This is a genomic window from Belnapia sp. AC561 (assembly GCF_979252845.1).
This window is the reverse complement of the sequence record NZ_CEEDBP010000137.1, coordinates 1-326: the sequence shown is the minus strand read 5'-3', so window position 1 is coordinate 326 and position 326 is coordinate 1. Positions and strand designations below refer to the sequence as shown.

General features: G+C 63.8%; 1 protein-coding gene. It reads right to left on the bottom strand.

Annotated elements, in window-relative coordinates:
* On the bottom strand, positions 1-326 hold a 326-nt coding region (locus AC0IW9_RS30470), incomplete at both ends, for an AraC family ligand binding domain-containing protein (protein ID WP_471652052.1).

The following is a 326-nucleotide window of genomic DNA, read 5'->3' as shown; positions in this document are numbered from 1 at the left end:
AGTAGTACCTGGGCAAGACGACCGTCCGGCCCCGCCTCGTCGTATTCGACCGGCAGTTCACAGAAGCTGCGGATCAGCTCGCGGGTCAGGGCGTCTACACCGAGCACGCGGCAGCTACCGGGTAGCGGATCGATTGAGCTGTCGTCCAGGTAGAGGCTGCGCATTTCGGTGTTGGGCGAACTCAGCACTTCATGTTCCAGCCCTGCGGGAATCCAGATGGCCCGCTGCGGCGGCGCCACGAAGCTGCCGACTGCGGTGCGCACATGCAGCACGCCCTGGATGGCATAGGTCAGTTGTACCCAGGCGTGACTATGTCGAGGCGTACC